This window comes from Streptomyces sp. NPDC045695 (genome assembly GCF_056432025.1).
On sequence record NZ_JBWKJU010000001.1, the window covers coordinates 374,307 to 387,141 of the forward strand.

The window sequence follows — 12,835 nt, forward strand, 5'->3', positions numbered from 1 at the left end:
GGTTCGAGGTGCCTTCGGGGAGCTTGGCGGAGTCCCCGGCCTGCGGCCCTGGTGGGAGGTGCTTCCGGGGCCCCGCAGGATCCCGGCCCATGGCTCTGGGGGGAGGTGCCTCCGGGCCTCGGCAGGGTGGTTCCCGGCCTGCGGCCTGGTGTGAGGCGGGGGTTGGGAGCCCCCGTGGGGGCGCCTGCGGGGAGCCCCGCTGGATCCCCGGCCCGCGGCCGGTGTGGGCCGGTGTGGGGTGGGGAGTTCCCGCAGGGTTTTCGGCCCGCGGCCGTGGGGGGGAGGCGGGGCTGGGAGCCCGCATAGGCTCCGCCGTGCGGCCGCGTGCGGCCGCGTGGGGAGGCGGGGTGGGGCCGCGTGGGGTTCCCGGGTCACCGCCCTGGTGCGAGGCGGGGGCCCGGGGCGGAGTGGGGTCGATTAAGGTGGCTGGGTGAAGATCGCGCTCATGGACTCCGGAATCGGCCTCCTCGCGGCGGCCGCGGCGGTGCGGCGGCTGCGGCCGGACGCGGACCTGATCCTGTCCTCCGACCCTGACGGGATGCCCTGGGGGCCGCGGACACCGGCCGATCTCACCGAGCGGGCGCTCGCCGTCGCCCGGGCCGCCGCCGGGCACCGCCCGGACGCGCTGATCGTGGCCTGCAACACCGCTTCCGTGCACGCCCTGGCCACGATGCGGGCGGAACTGGAGCCCGGTGTCCCGGTCATCGGGACCGTGCCGGCGATCAAGCCCGCCGCGGCGGCCGGCGGCCGCGTGGCGATCTGGGCCACGCCGGCCACCACCGGCAGCCCCTACCAGCGCGGGCTGATCCGCGACTTCGCCGCCGGGGCCCGGGTCACCGAGGTGCCGTGCCCGGGACTCGCCGACGCCGTGGAGGCCGCCGACGACGCCGCGGTGACGGCCGCCGTCGCCGCGGCCGCGGCGCTGACTCCGGCCGACGTCACCGACGTGGTGCTCGGCTGCACCCACTACGAGCTGGTCGAGACTGCGATCCGGGCGGCCCTCGCCGTACGGACCCGGGGAGGCGCGTTCGTCTTCCACGGCTCCGCCGAGGCCGTCGCCGTGCAGGCCCTGCGCCGCCTCGGTGCCCGGCCCGAGCCCGCTCTGCCCTCCACGGGCGCCCTCACGGTCCTGCGCAGCGGGCGCGAGGGCACACTTCCCGCCGCCGCGCTGGGGTACGCCGAAGGCCGGCTCCTCGCGGGACACGGCGCGCCGGTCGGATAGCCCCCGCTCTCGCGAGACGAAACGTCTTGCGAGAGTCGGGGGTTGTTCTTTATGCTCGTGGCGAGACGGTGCGTATCGTCTTCTTGTCTCGTCGAAGGGGATCGCTCTTGCGTGCTTCACTCGCCTCCACCCAGATCGTCCTGTCCGAGGTCGGCAAGAGCTACGGCGCCCACGTCGTCCTGCACCGCGTCAGCTGCACGGTCCGGCCCGGCGAGCGGGTCGGCGTCGTCGGTGACAACGGCTCCGGCAAGTCCACACTGCTCCGGCTCCTGGCCGGACGGGAGAAGCCCGACCACGGGGAGGTCGCCGTCACCGCACCCGGCGGTGTCGGGCACCTCGCGCAGACCCTCGACCTCCCGCCGACCGCCCGCGTCGGCGACGCCGTCGACCTCGCGCTCGCCGACCTGCGCGCCCTGGAGCGCAGGATCCGCGCCGCCGAATCCCTCCTGCACCGGGCCGGTCCCGAGGAGCTCAGCGCGTACGCGGAACTGCTCGCCGTCCACGAGGCGCGCGGCGGCCGCGATGCCGAACGGCGCGTCGCGACGACCCTGCGCCACCTCGGCGAACGCACCCCGCTCGACCCCGATCGCCGGCTCGCCACCCTGTCCGGCGGCCAGCGCTCCCGGCTCGCGCTCGCCGCCGCGCTCGCCGCCGAGCCGGAACTCCTGCTGCTCGACGAACCGACCAACGACCTCGACGACGAGGCGGTCGCGTGGCTGGAGCAGCGCCTGCGCGGCCACCGCGGGACCGTCGTCGCCGTCACCCACGACCGGCTCTTCCTCGACCGCGTCACGACCGCCGTCCTGGAAGTGGACCAGGACCGCCGCACGGTACGCCGCTACGGAAACGGTTACGCCGGGTTCCTGACGGCCCGGGCCGCCGATCGGGCCCGCCGGCAGCGGGAGTACGAGGGGTGGCGCGAAGAGGTGCGCAGGGCCGAGGAGCTCGCCGACACCCACGTCGGGCGGATCGCCGCGATCCCGCGCAAGCTTCCCCGCGGTTTCAGCGGCGCCGGGGCCTTCCGGGCCCGGTCGCGGACCCACGGCGCCGCGAGTCGCATCCGCGCCGCCCGCGAACGGCTGCACCGGCTGACCGAGAACCCGGTCGCGCCGCCTCCGCAGCCGCTCCGCTTCACCGGCCGGTTCACCACGGGCTCCGCCGGGGTGGTGGAGCTGGCGGGTGCGGCCGTGCCGGGACGGCTCGAACCGCTCTCGCTGACCCTCGAACCGGGGGAACGGCTCCTGGTGACCGGGCCCAACGGGGCGGGTAAGTCCACCCTGTTGCACCTGCTCGCCGGTGAACTGGAGCCCGCGCGAGGCCTCGTACGCACACCCCCGTGGGTGGGGCTGCTCCGGCAGGACGATCCGTGGGGGCGCGAACTGCGTTCCACGGTGGAGGTGTTCGGCCAGGAGTACGCGGAGCAGGTCGCCGCCCACGGACTGCTCACCCCGCACGACCTCACCCGTCCGGTACGCGCGCTCTCAGCCGGGCAGCGCCGCAAGCTGGAACTGGCCCGGCTGGTGGCGCGGCCGCTCGACCTGCTGCTGCTGGACGAGCCGACGAACCACCTGGCCCCCGCGGTCGTGGAGGAACTGGAGGCGGCCCTGGCCCACTTCGCCGGCACGCTGGTCCTGGTCACGCACGACCGGCGGCTGCGTGCGGCCTTCCCCGGCCGCCGCCTGGAGCTTCAGCCGCACCCGTCGCCCGCCGCCGGGGAGCGCCCGGCGAGCCGCTGAGCCAGCCCCCGCAGGTCCGCCGCGTCCAGGACCCGGTCGCCGAACCCCGGCAGCGGCACATGGAGCACGGCCGTCCACCGCTCGGGCACCGCCCGTCGGCCGTACCGGGCCCCCGCCAAGGTCCCCGTCACCGCGGCCACCGTGTCCGTGTCCCCGCCCAGGTCCACGGCGGCCCGTACCGCGTCCGCGAACCCGGTGGTCGTCCGCAGCGCCCACACCGCGGAGCCGAGGCAGGGCCAGACGGCCCCGTTGAATTCGGTGGCCAGGCCGGGGTGCCAGCCGGGGGCGAGCACGCGGCCGTACCGCTCGCGGTGGTCGGGGTGCACGGCGGCGAGGGCCGAGGGGAGGGCGGCCAGCGGATCGGCTCCGCACAGGGCGGCGCGCACCAGCTCGTGGAGGACCGCCGTCCCCTCCCACGCGGCCCGGTCGCCATGGGTCAGCGCCGCGATCCGCCGGGCGGCGTCCATGGTCCCCGCCTGCCCGGCGGCGGCGAAGTACACCGCCGAGGTCGCCGCCCGCATCAGGGATCCGTTGCCCGCGGCCCGCGCGTTGATCCGGAAGTGCCGGGCGGCGGCGCGGTCCCACGGCTCGCCGCTCGTCAGTACGTCCTCGGTCTGGAGGCCGATGTCCTTGGGGTCACCGGCCGCCCATCGCTGGAACCGGGCGAAGACGTCCGGGAGGTCGAGCCCGCCCCGCTCCAGCAGGGACTCACCGACCAGGACGGCCATCTGCGTATCGTCGGTCGCCTCCCCCGGATCCCAGCCGCCGCCCCCGCACATCTCCTGGCCGCGGGCGGTCAGCTGCCCGGGCGGGCCGAACTCGTAGGGCGCTCCGAGCGCGTCGCCCACCGCCGAACCCACTACGGCCCCCACGGTCCGGTCGAGGCGGGTGGTCACGGTGTCGCCGGGGGTCGGATGCACGCCGTCAGCCTAAGGGGCCGACTGCGGCCCCCCGGGCTGCTCCCGGAGGGTTGGCGCGCTGAAGCGAGTGGGCGGGGGACGTGGCGGGCGGGGGGAACGTGAGTACGCTGCTACACATGACGGGTCACCCACCGGGTCCGCTCTGGACGGGCCGGGCCTCCAATCGTGCGCAGTGGCTGCTCGCAGCGGCCGGTGCGGCCTGTATGGCGCTCGGCATCGAGCTCGCCGTCGACAACGCCTGGACCTCCGGCTTCGTCCCCCTCCTGATGGCCGTCACCGGCTGCCTCGCCGCCGGGCTGCTCATCCTCTACGGCACGCTCGCGTTCGTGCACGTCGCCGTCACCGTCGACTCCGAGGCCCTGGAAGTGCGCTGCGGCCACATCGGGCTGCCCCGGCGCAAGATCCGGCTCGCCGAGGTGTCCTCCGCCCAGTTCGTCCCGCGCATCACCCCGCAGCAGTGGGGCGGCTGGGGCTACCGGTGGCGCCCCGAGAAGGGCACCGCAGTGATCGTCCGGCGCGGCGAGGGCGTGGAACTGAAGCTCGGTGACGGGAAGCTGTTCACGGTCACCGTCGACGACGCCGAGAACGCCGTCCGGGTCATCCGCACCCACCTGCGAGCCCTCGCCCGCTAGGGCGAGCCGCAGGTCCCCTCCCCGCCCGTGCTTACCAGCGCTTTGTCCGAGGGGACGTACACTCCGCCAGATGAGCAGCAGTGTCACCCGCGCGGCCGGGAACGAGCCCCTGGAGCCCGTCGAGGCCGCCGAGCCCGTCCAGCGCGCCGAGGCCGCCCCCGGGACCGAAGGTGCCGCCGTCCCCTGGTGGGGGACGCGGAAGGGATTCTGGCTGGGGCGCGCACCGCTCGCCGCCCTCGGCGGCGTGCTGCTCTACCTCAGCTTCCCGCCCCGGCCCCTGTGGTGGCTGGCCCCCTTCGCCCTCGCGCTGCTCGCCGGCTGCCTGTACGGCCGCCGGGCCCGGGCCGGTCTCGGCATCGGGTTCCTCGCCGGGCTCGGCTACCTCCTGCCGCTGCTCGTCTGGACCGGTGAGGAGGTCGGTCCGGTGCCCTGGCTGGCGCTGGCCGCGCTCGAAGCTCTGCTCATCGGCCTGAGCGGCCTGGGGATCGCCCTCGTCAGCCGACTCCCGGCCTGGCCGCTGTTCGCCGCCGCCGTGTGGGTCGCGGGCGAGGGCCTGCGCGCCCGGGCCCCCTTCGGCGGATTCCCGTGGGGCAAGCTCGCCTTCGGACAGGCCGACGGTGTCTTCACCCCTCTCGCCGCCCTCGGCGGCACCCCGCTGCTCTCCTTCGGCGTGGCGCTCTGCGGATTCGGCCTCTACGAAGCCGTGCGCATCGCCCGCAGCCACCCCGGCCGCACCGCCGCCGCGCTGGCCGCGCTCACCATCGCCGCGCCGATCGGCGCCGGCCTCGCCGCCCGCCCGCTGGTCTCCGACGCGGCCGAGGACGGCACCGTCGTCGCCGCCGTCATCCAGGGCAACGTGCCCCGCCTCGGCCTCGACTTCAACGCCCAGCGCCGCCAGGTCCTGGACAACCACGTCGACCGGACCGTCCAGCTCGCCGAGGACGTCCGGGCGGGCCGGGCCCCGAAGCCCGACTTCGTCGTCTGGCCGGAGAACTCCTCCGACCTCGACCCGTACGCCCAGCCCGACGCCTACGAGGCCATCGACCGCGCAGTCAAGGCCATCGGGGTGCCCGTCGCGATCGGCGCCGTGGTGTCCCCGGAGACCGGTCCGCTGCGCAACACGATGATCCTCTGGGACCCGGTCGCGGGCCCGACCGAGACCTACGACAAGCGCAAGATCCAGCCCTTCGGCGAGCGCATCCCGATGCGCTCCTTCGTCCGGCTCTTCAGTTCCGACGTCGACCGGGTACGCCGCGACTTCGGGCCCGGCAAGGAGCCCGGCGTCTTCGACATGGCCGGCAGTGGCATCGGCATGGTCACCTGCTTCGAGGCGGCCTTCGACGACGCCGTCCGCTCCACCGTTCGGGACGGCGCCCAGGTGATCGCCGTACCCAGCAACAACGCCACCTTCGGGCGGACCCAGATGACCTACCAGCAGCTCGCCATGGACCGCGTCCGCGCCGTCGAGCACAGCCGGACCGTCCTCGTCCCCGTCACCAGCGGCGTCAGCGCGGTGATCCGCCCCGACGGCAGGATCACCGCGCAGACCAAGATGTTCACCGCGGACGCGCTGGTCGCCGAGATCCCGCTGCGTTCCAGCCGCACCCCCGCCACCGTGGTCGGACCGCTGCCGGAGTACGCGCTGCTCGCCCTCGCCGCGGGCGGCCTCGGCTGGGTCCTGACCCGCCGGATCCGCACCCGCCGGGCGGCCTGAGGCGGGGGCCGGCGCCCCGGCCTCGTAGGGTCGGGGGATGACCACTCCCCATTTCATCCGCGAGATCCGTGCCACCGCCGGCCACCGGCTGCTCCTGCTGCCGGGGGTCACGGCGATCGTCTTCGACGACCGGGGCCGGGTCCTGCTCGGCCGGCGTTCGGACACCGGGCAGTGGTCCGTGGTGGGCGGCATCGCGGAACCGGGGGAGCAGCCCGCCGCGACCGCCGTGCGCGAGGTGTACGAGGAGACGGCGGTGCACTGCGTCCCGGAGCGGGTGGTCCTCGTCCAGATGCTGGAACCGATCACCTATCCCAACGGGGACGTCTGCCAGTTCCAGGACATCACCTTCCGCTGCCGCGCGACCGGTGGTGAGGCCCGGGCCAACGACCACGAGTCCCTGGAGGTCGCCTGGTTCGAGCTGGACGCGCTGCCTCCGCTGGAGTCCTTCGCCCTGGACCGGATCCACCGGGCCCTTACGGACGAGCCCACCTGGTTCGAAGTCCCCGCCGAGATCACCGACCGGCAGCGCGCTACAGTTCCGCAGATCTGACGGCTGTATTCGGACAGCCGTTCTTTCGAAGGGACGGTCGAGTGATGGGCGCGCGCAGTTCGGCCGGGGCCTCGCAGCCGGGCGGCCGTACGCCGGCCGGAGCACCCGGAGCGCGCCTGGCGGTCCTCGACGGCGTGCGCGTCCTCGCCGCACTGGCCGTGCTCTTCTACCACTACGTGGTCCTCGCGAGCGCCTGGGGCGAACCGCCCGAGGCGCTCTTCCCGAACGCCCACCGGTTCGCCGTCTACGGCTGGCTCGGCGTCGAGATCTTCTTCCTGGTCAGCGGCTTCGTCATCTGCATGAGCGCCTGGGGCCGCACCGTGGGCGATTTCGCGGTGTCCCGGCTCTCGCGGCTCTTCCCCGCCTACTGGGCGGGCGTGGCCTTCACCTCCCTCGTGCTGTTCGCCTGGCCGGAGGTGCGGCGGGTCACGTCGCTGAGCGACGTCGTGGTGAACCTGTCCATGCTCCAGGGCGGCATCGGGGTGCCCCACATGGACGACACGTACTGGACCCTCTTCGTCGAGCTCAAGTTCTACGTCCTGTTCGCGGTCGTCGTCATGCGCGGCGTGACCTACCGCAACTGCGTCCTCTTCTGCGGGCTCTGGACCCTCGCCGGCGTCGTGGCCCCCGGCGTGGACAACGGTGTGCTGTCCTTCTTCGCGGTCCCGTCCTCCTCCCCGTACTTCATCGCCGGGATCGCGTTCTACCTGATGCGCCGTTTCCGGCCGAACGCCGTCCTGTGGGGCGTGGCCGGCACCCAGTTCCTCCTCGCGCAGCACCACGTGCACGCACGCATGATCGCCAGCCTGGGCCGCGGTGCGGCCGGGCAGACGCCCGCCTGGCCCGCCCACGTGATCATCGCGCTCGGCTTCCTGCTCATGGCGGCCATAGCGCTCGGCGCCCTCGACGGCGTCCGGTGGAGATGGCTCCCGCACGTCGGAGCGGTCACCTACCCGCTCTACCTGATCCACATGATGGCCGGGCTGACGGTCATCCATCACTTCCGCGCCCGGGTGGCGCCCGTGCCCCTGGTCATCGGTGTGACCGGCGCCATGGTGACGCTCGCCTGGATCATCCACCGGTTCGTCGAACGCCCGCTGGGCCGGGCACTGCGCGCGGGCCTGCGGCGCGGCGTGGAGGACGTCCGCGCGCAGAGCCCGCGCCGGCCCTCGCTCGGCCTGCTTCCCGCCCAGCCGTCCGCGTCCGCCGCGGAACGGGTCCCGGCCCGCCGCTGACGTCCCGCGTGCGCCTTCCCGGCCCGTGACCGTCAGCCCGCGTCGGCGGCCTCCCGGTACAGCTCCACGGCCTGGTCGCCCAGCACCGCGCTGTACGAGACCTCCGGCACGCTCCCGCCGCCCTCGTAACCGCCCAGCACCCCGGTCAGGGCGCCGTCCACCAGCCAGGGGCTGCCACTGGTGCCGCCGCTGAGGTCGGGGCAGTCGATCCGGCGCTGGGTCTCGGACCAGAGCGTCGCGGTGTTGGCGCAGCGCAACGGCGCCTGCGCGGTCCGCGGGTACCCGATGACCGTCACCGCGGCGTCGTCCGGCTGCCCGGCGGCGACCGGGAAGCCGCCCACCAGGTCCTCGACGCTCGTGCCGCGGCCGTCACCGGCGGGGGCCACCGTCGCGAACGCGATGTCGGCGTCCGGGTCCCCGCCGTCCGTCCAGCCCGCGGCGATGTGCACACCAGTGATCCTCCACACGCCGTACGGGGCCCGCCCGTCCCGGTAGCCCGGCGCGAAGACGGTGGTGTACGGGCTGTCCAGGCAGTGCGCGGCGGTGGCTATCACGTCGCCGCCCTCGCTGTGCACCACGGCGGCGGTGCAGAAGTGCCCGCCGTCGAGCCCGTCGGTGAAGAGCGCGCCCACCCGGTCCGCCGTGGCATCGGCCGGCGCCCGCGCGGTGACGCCGAGCGGCGGTCCGGCCGCCACCTCGGGCAGGTCCACGCCGGTCAGCGCGGCCATCGCCGTCAGCGTGAGCAGAATCCGTGACGCCCGCCGCGCACGGGGGCGCCGGGCCGGTCGGTGGAGCGTGCGGTGGATCATCACCCCACCCTGCCCGCCGAATCTGTGTCCGGAGCCCGGGATTCCGTATGAATCCCCTGTGAATCCTGTGAATGCCGTGAAGCCGCTGTGCAGGCCCCGCGACGGCGGTCGGCGTACGGGTGGCCGGCCTTCGGGCCCACGACACCCGTCTATGGACGCCACGGAGAGTTTCCGGACCGCCTGTTGTGCACGACGGAGCGTGATCGCCCGGCCCCGCCGCCCTAGCCTCGCCGCAGGAGCACGAACGAGGGGCGGTACCCGGTGAACTGGCTGATCCACGACTACCGCGAGAGCGATCTCGCAGCGGTGGTCCACCTGATCGACACCACGGCCGAACTCGGCCAGGAGTCGGTCTTCTCGCTCGCCGAGTGCATCAGCGCCCTGACCGACCGGCAGCCCTGCGTGGTCGCCGTCCACCAGGGCGTCCCGATCGGCGCGGCCCTCGCCTGCGTCACCGGCGAGCGGGCCTGGGTCATGCGCATCGCGATCGCCGCCGGGTGGCGCGGCCGCGGCCTGGCCAGCGCTCTGCTCGTCGAGCTGGAGCGAAGGCTCATCGCCGCCCGGGTGGGGCGGATCGCGTACGTCCTGCCCGAGGAGGACCTGCTCGGCGAGGGCCTGCTCAACGCCGGTTACACCCGGCAGCCGGCCGTCGCCTACTTCGAGAAGACCGAGCCGCTGCACGGTCCGGCCGCCGGCCTCCTCGACGACCTCGGCGGCCGCTTCCTGCCGAACGACCTGTGGGCCAAGGTCGCCGGCATGGAGAAGGAGAAGGACCTCATCGAACGGCGCGTGGTCCTGCCGCTCGCCGAGCCCGAGCGGGCCGCCTCGCACGGCGTACGGCCACCGCGCGCCATCACCCTCTTCGGCCCGCCCGGCACCGGCAAGACCACCTTCGCCCGCGCCATCGCCTCCCGGCTCGGCTGGCCCTTCGTCGAACTGCTGCCCTCCCGTCTCGCCGACGAGGGCAATCTGGCGGCGGCCCTGCGCGACGCCTTCGCCAGGATCGCCGAGCTGGAGCGCGTCCTCGTCTTCATCGACGAGGTCGAGGAGATCGCGCCCGTACGCAGCGAGCCCGCGCACCCCGGCGGGATCCACGGGGTGACGAACGAACTGCTCAAGCTGATACCGGGCTTCCGGGAGGGCGACGAACGGCTGCTGGTGTGCGCCACCAACTCCATCCGCTCCCTCGACCCGGCCTTCCTGCGGCCCGGGCGCTTCGACTACCTGATCCCGATCGGCACCCCCGACCCCGGGGCGCGCGCCGCGATCTGGTCCCGCTACACGGCGGGGCGCCCGGACGTCGACGTCAGCGCCCTGGTGGCGGCGACCGAGCTGTTCACTCCGGCCGACATCGAGCACGCGGCGCGGATCGCGGCGCAGGTCTCCTTCGAGCGGGACCTGGAGGCGGTCGGTGCGCGGGGCGCGGTGGCGGCGCAGCTGGGCGCCACCACGGCGGACTACCTCGCGGCGGCCCGCCAGTGCCGGCCCACGGTGACCCCGGCGATGACGGGCGAGTTCGAGGCCGACATCACGGCCCACGCCCGCTTCTGAAGCGCGTCCCCCGGCCTGCGGGGCCCGTCACGGTCGGCAGCGGTAGGTGAACTCCACGGCGGCCGTGCGCCGTTCGGGCGACAGCAGCTGGAGCTCGGCCCTCGCCGGGTAGCTCCCCACGCCCTGGAAGGTCCACAGCAGGTGCAGCCGGGCCTCGCGCTGCCCGCGCGGCACCCGCTCGGTCAACGGCTCGGAGCGGGTGCCGTCGCTGCGGACCCAGCGGTAGGTGAGGGTCCCCGGGCGCCCGTTGGTCCGTACGGTGGCCACCACGTCGGCCGCCGCGTCGCAGGCCGGGCCTCCGGGACCGGTGGTCACGGCCACGTCCCGGACCTCGAGGGCGGGTCCGAACCGCTGCCACCCGAGGTACGCGAGGACCGCGAGCAGCACGACCGCGGCGAGGGCGTAGCGGCGCAGGCCGGCCCCCCGGCGCCGGCCGGGCGCCGCGGCGACGGCCGTGACCACGGGGAACGGGGCGGGCATGGCCGCCGTGACCCCGGGCCCGAACCGGAGCACGGACCCCTCGACCCGGTCGGGGACGACCTCGGGAGCGACTTCGGGAGCGGCCTCGGGGGGAGCGGCCTCGTACGCAGCCTCGTACGCGGTCTCCGGGGCCGCGTACGGCGCCGCGTCCGCAGTCGGCGGCGGACCGTAGAACCAGTGACTGCCGAGAACGGTGGCGCTGTAGTCGTCGCCCTGAGGGGCGTGGGGATCGTTCACCGGGGCACGTCCTGACAGCGCAGCAGGTACTCCGAGGCGGACGCGGAGGTGTTCCCGGCGGCGGGCTTGGTGGTGACCCGGACGCCGCCGTAGCAGCCGCGGTCGCGGCTGAAGGTGTGGGAGGCGACCACCGGGGGCGTCGAGCCCGATCCGGACTGGACCACGTACGCATCGGTGCCGTCGGAAACGGAGTAGGCGCCCTGCCGGCCACCCAGGAACCACTCCACCACGACGGTGACCGGACCGGTGCCCGTGGTGGCGAGCGTGATGGTCGCCTCGCCCCGGTAGACACCGGTCCTGAGCGAGACGTCGACGTGCGTGACCGTGACGGGCGCCGTGGGCGTCGGTCTCGGCGTGGCCGGGTGCGTGGGCGTGGGCGTGGGGGCGTGGGTGGGTGACCAGGTCACCGTGGGCGTGTGGGTCGGTGGGGGACTCGCAGACGGCGACGCCCACGTGGACGGAGAGGGGCTCGCCGACGCCGAAGGGCTCGCACTCGGCGACGGTGAGGGGGACGCGGATCCGTCCGGGGCGGGGGAGGCCGATCCGGGCGGCGCCGCGCTCGTCGTGGCGAACGCGCTCAACGCCGAGGTCCCGCCCGGGGCCGCACCGACCGCGTCGGTCGTGAACAGCAACACCGCCCCGAGGACCAGCGCCACCCCCGCCGCGGACCAGCCGCTGCGGCCCGGAGCCCAGCCCGAACCGCCGCTCAGCGCGGTCGTGGCCTGCGCCGTGGTACCCGCCGCCGACGCGCCCGCGGAGGGGAACAGCAGCGGCAACAGCGCGGCCAGCGCCGCCAGTCTGCGCTGCCCGCGCTCCTCCCACCGGGGCCCGTACGCGGCCCGGGCCACGCCCTCCAGCTCCGCCACGAACGCCTCGGCGTTCTCCGGCCTCTGTTCGGGCTCCTTGGCCAGGCCGCGCCGGATCAGCGGCCGTACCGGCTCCGGGGCCTCGGTCTCCGGCACCGGAGCCTCGGTGTGCTGGACGGCGAGCTCCGCGAAGTTCTCCCCGTCGTAGGGCTTGCGCCCGGTGAGGCACTCGAAGAAGGTCGCGGTCGCCGCGTACACGTCCGCCGCGGGTGAGGCCGGCCGGCCCCGCCACTGCTCGGGGGCCATGTAGGCGGGGGTCCCGGCCACGCCGGGCGTGGTGCCGCGGTTCGCCGCGATCCCGAAGTCCACCAGCTTGGAGGATCCGTCCGCCGCGACCAGTACGTTCTCCGGCTTGTAGTCCCGGTGGACGACGCCCGCCCGGTGCGCAGCGGCCAGTCCGAGCAGGGAGCCCTTCAGCACGACCAGCGCGGCCTCCGGCTCGGCCCGCCCCGAGCGCGCCAGCAGCGCGCGCAGGGAGACGCCGTCCACCAGCTCCATCACGATGGCCGCGCCGCCCGGCGCCTCCACGTACTCGTACAGCCGCACCACGTACGGGGACCCCAGCCCGCCCAGGAGGCGGGCCTCGGCCCGGAACCCGCCGACGAACGCGGGGTCCTGGCGCAGCCGGTCGCCGAGGTACTTCACCGCGACCGCCGTGCCCGTGGCGTCGTGGACGGCGAGCACCACGCGGCCGCTGCCGCCCGATCCGAGTTCCCGGACCTCCGTGTAGCCGGGCACCGTCCACGCGTTCCTCATCGTCCCGCCCCTGCCTGTTGCATGTCGTGCTGAGCCGTGCAGAGCCGTGCCCTGCTGAGCCGTGCCGTGGCGTCGCCGAGTCCTAGGACCGGACGTCCCGTGGGACGTGATGTGTGCCACGGCCGGT

The 12,835-nt window shown here is 74.8% G+C and carries 11 protein-coding genes; 7 read left to right on the forward strand and 4 right to left on the reverse strand.

The window, feature by feature from the left end:
- The first annotated feature begins 430 nt into the window (after nucleotides 1-430).
- A complete protein-coding gene (locus tag AC07DU_RS01720; protein WP_479034724.1) occupies nucleotides 431-1,222 on the forward strand; it encodes a glutamate racemase in 792 nt (263 codons plus the stop codon).
- A gap of 107 nt (nucleotides 1,223-1,329) precedes the next feature.
- Nucleotides 1,330-2,958: an ABC-F family ATP-binding cassette domain-containing protein gene (locus AC07DU_RS01725; RefSeq protein ID WP_479109041.1), complete on the forward strand. Its 1,629-nt coding sequence runs from the start codon at nucleotides 1,330-1,332 to the stop codon at nucleotides 2,956-2,958.
- On the opposite strand, the gene AC07DU_RS01730 is transcribed toward AC07DU_RS01725, so the two are convergent.
- Nucleotides 2,910-3,878: an ADP-ribosylglycohydrolase family protein gene (locus AC07DU_RS01730; RefSeq protein ID WP_479109043.1), complete on the reverse strand. Its 969-nt coding sequence runs from the start codon at nucleotides 3,876-3,878 to the stop codon at nucleotides 2,910-2,912. The genes AC07DU_RS01725 and AC07DU_RS01730 overlap by 49 nt on opposite strands.
- A gap of 116 nt (nucleotides 3,879-3,994) precedes the next feature.
- Here AC07DU_RS01730 and AC07DU_RS01735 point away from each other — a divergent pair, with 116 nt between their 5' ends.
- The 4 genes from AC07DU_RS01735 to AC07DU_RS01750 all read left to right on the forward strand — a co-directional run bounded on the left by AC07DU_RS01735 (nucleotide 3,995) and on the right by AC07DU_RS01750 (nucleotide 8,009).
- Nucleotides 3,995-4,510, forward strand: coding sequence for a hypothetical protein (locus tag AC07DU_RS01735; protein WP_479109045.1), 516 nt, complete (start codon nucleotides 3,995-3,997; stop codon nucleotides 4,508-4,510).
- A 70-nt stretch (nucleotides 4,511-4,580) separates the two neighbouring features.
- A complete protein-coding gene (gene lnt, locus AC07DU_RS01740; RefSeq protein ID WP_360899319.1) occupies nucleotides 4,581-6,224 on the forward strand; it encodes an apolipoprotein N-acyltransferase in 1,644 nt (547 codons plus the stop codon).
- A gap of 37 nt (nucleotides 6,225-6,261) precedes the next feature.
- Nucleotides 6,262-6,774, forward strand: coding sequence for an NUDIX hydrolase (locus tag AC07DU_RS01745; protein WP_479109047.1), 513 nt, complete (start codon nucleotides 6,262-6,264; stop codon nucleotides 6,772-6,774).
- 44 nt (nucleotides 6,775-6,818) lie between these two features.
- Nucleotides 6,819-8,009 carry an acyltransferase family protein gene (locus tag AC07DU_RS01750; RefSeq protein ID WP_479109049.1) on the forward strand — a complete coding sequence of 397 codons (1,191 nt, stop codon included), beginning with the start codon at nucleotides 6,819-6,821 and terminating at the stop codon, nucleotides 8,007-8,009.
- A 32-nt stretch (nucleotides 8,010-8,041) separates the two neighbouring features.
- Here AC07DU_RS01750 and AC07DU_RS01755 read toward each other — a convergent pair whose 3' ends face one another.
- Nucleotides 8,042-8,737 (reverse strand): trypsin-like serine peptidase, encoded by a 696-nt coding sequence (locus AC07DU_RS01755; protein ID WP_479109051.1) that lies wholly within the window; start codon nucleotides 8,735-8,737, stop codon nucleotides 8,042-8,044.
- 342 nt (nucleotides 8,738-9,079) lie between these two features.
- On the opposite strand from AC07DU_RS01755, the gene AC07DU_RS01760 reads away from it, so the two are divergent.
- On the forward strand, nucleotides 9,080-10,369 hold the full coding sequence (locus tag AC07DU_RS01760) for an ATP-binding protein (protein WP_479109053.1): 1,290 nt from the start codon (nucleotides 9,080-9,082) through the stop codon (nucleotides 10,367-10,369).
- A gap of 27 nt (nucleotides 10,370-10,396) precedes the next feature.
- Here the strand turns inward: AC07DU_RS01760 and AC07DU_RS01765 are convergent, their stop codons facing one another.
- Together AC07DU_RS01765 and AC07DU_RS01770 are read right to left on the reverse strand one after the other, a co-directional pair.
- Entirely contained in the window at nucleotides 10,397-11,086 is a 690-nt protein-coding gene (locus tag AC07DU_RS01765; RefSeq protein WP_479109055.1) for a hypothetical protein, read from the reverse strand.
- On the reverse strand, nucleotides 11,083-12,708 hold the full coding sequence (locus AC07DU_RS01770; protein ID WP_479109057.1) for a serine/threonine-protein kinase: 1,626 nt from the start codon (nucleotides 12,706-12,708) through the stop codon (nucleotides 11,083-11,085). The genes AC07DU_RS01765 and AC07DU_RS01770 overlap by 4 nt, the downstream gene beginning before the upstream one ends.
- Nucleotides 12,709-12,835: the final 127 nt, after the last annotated feature.